We start from the raw sequence: 2,040 nt of genomic DNA on the forward strand, positions 1-2,040 counted from the left end.
CTCCCTGTCCCGGTCACCTCTCCTTCACGCGCGGAGATCCGCGTTCCAGGCCTTCGAGGAGGGCAATCGGCGCACAGCCGGATCGGCCGGGCAATGGCGGCGGCCGACTATTTTCCGCCGCGTCCTGCGGACGCTTTGCATCGCGAGGCAAAATAGCCGGCCTTGGCCATCAAGGCCCTCGCGAGGCGCGAGGGCTGCCTGTCCGGCCCGCCCGTGCGCTGCGATGCCCGCGAAGGCCGCGAGAAACGCGCGCCCCGCCCCATCGAAGGAGAACGCGATGACACAGGATCCCGACGACCAGGCCCCCGAGCCGGTCCATACCGCCTCCCAGACCGACCACGTCCTGACCGAACTCCAGCTTTACGGCTGGCGCCCCTTTCAGGACGAGCCTGATCCCCGGCCGCTGCCCGAGGCCGATACCGTCTCCAGCGCCGTGTCCGACATCTTCGACGCCCTGGTGGCGAGCCTCAGTGACACCCGGCTCGAGCCCGATCTCGAGGAACTGCTCTGGGGCACCGTCAATCTCTTCCACCGTGCCGCGGCCCGCGTCGAGCGCGAACTCGACAGCAACGAACTGGCGCAGCGCCGCCTGCAGCGCGAGCAGGACGGCAGCGAGGTGAAGTCGGTTGAGCTCGAGCGCCTCACGGCCGAAGGGCAGACCCTGATCGAACGGCGCGCCGGCATGGAGCTCTTCCGCGACCTCGCCACCGAGGCCTTCGAGCACCACACCGGCAGTGCCTGGCGGCCACGCACCGGCTCGATGGTCAGCCACCGCCATCTCACGGCGGCGATGATCGACAGCCGCGACTTTCTGGCCGCCAAGCGCCGGGCCGAGACCGAGGTGATGCTGCCTGCCGGGCCAAAGGTGGCCCTGACCGGCGGCGCGGACTTCAACGACCACCGGCTGATCTGGGCCAGGCTCGATCAGGTCCATGCCAAGCACCCCGACATGGTGCTCCTGCATGGCGGCTCACCCAAGGGCGCGGAACTCATTGCATCCCGCTGGGCCGATCACCGCAAGGTGCCCCAGATCGCCTTCCGTCCCGACTGGACGAGGCACGGCAAGGCCGCACCCTTCAAGCGCAATGACGCGCTGCTCGATGTCCTGCCGGTCGGTGTCCTGGTCTTCCCCGGCACGGGCATCCAGGAGAACCTGGCTGACAAGGCCCGCAAGCTGGGCATCCCGGTGATGAAGATCGAGTGCGGCGCGTAAGCGCCGTTCTCTACAGCCCTCTGCCTGCCACGGCTTCGTTGTCGGACGCAGCCTGCTGCGCCGCTCTGCGGCGTGTGGTCCGGAAAAGCTCCGGTGGCGCGTGGAGCGCCGTGCAGGGGGGATTCGGACGAGCCGAACGCCCCCTGCAGGATGGCGCAGCGCCGGACCCGCACCGGGGCCGGAAGGGAAGGAAGAGGGGAACCGCCGGTTCCCCCGTCAACCGCAAAATGCGGCGCCCCAAGGGGGCACCCCCATCTTCCGCGCCGCCAAGCGGCGGCTTGTGCAGACGGGGCCCCCGACCCTTGGGGCTTGATTTTGCAGTTGCCGGGCCCCCCTCCCGCCCTCGCCGGGAGGCAGCCCAGGAAGGTGAGACGCGCCGGGGGCGCGGCTCGCCTTCCTGGCCCGCTCCCATTCTTGAAGAAGAGCAAGGCCGTGAGGGGATCGCCAGATCAGAAGGAGGGTTTTCTCATGACGCGCTATCAATGCATCTCCTGCGAGGCCACCCAGATCACGGCAGGCATCCGTCCAGACGCTTGCCGCCATTGCGCGGGGCCGGTCTTCGATCTCGACCGCTACGAGGCCGCATTGGCCGAGGCGCGGATCATCGGGGCGCAGAACGACGCCTTCCGGGCAGCCCTTGGGCAGACCGAATGGCAGGGCGAGACTCTGCGCGGCAGGGTGGTCGTGACGCGCGGGATCGTTGCCCGGGGCCCTGACTTCGTGGACGCGGCCCTCGACCGGGTGCGCACCGACGCGGCGGTCATGGACGATCATGGCACCGATGGCGTCCGCAGCTTCGGCATGCCGGATGTGCCGCACGGAGACGA

1 protein-coding gene and 1 pseudogene are annotated in these 2,040 nt (G+C 69.3%); both read left to right on the forward strand.

Going from position 1 to position 2,040, the window contains the following annotated elements:
- Positions 1–277 precede the first annotated feature (277 nt).
- Entirely contained in the window at positions 278–1,213 is a 936-nt protein-coding gene (locus ACFOM8_RS22880) for a DUF2493 domain-containing protein (RefSeq protein ID WP_306609333.1), read from the forward strand.
- Between the two features lie 468 nt (positions 1,214–1,681).
- Positions 1,682–2,040: pseudogene (locus tag ACFOM8_RS22885) on the forward strand (hypothetical protein); the annotation flags it as partial.

Origin of the sequence: Paracoccus angustae (assembly GCF_042648745.1) — a bacterium.
GTDB lineage: Bacteria > Pseudomonadota > Alphaproteobacteria > Rhodobacterales > Rhodobacteraceae > Paracoccus > Paracoccus angustae.

Bases quoted from the DNA above. Each gene is read 5' to 3' on its own strand.
- ACFOM8_RS22880 (WP_306609333.1), top strand. From the start codon at position 278: ATGACACAGGATCCCGACGACCAGGCCCCCGAGCCGGTCCATACCGCC.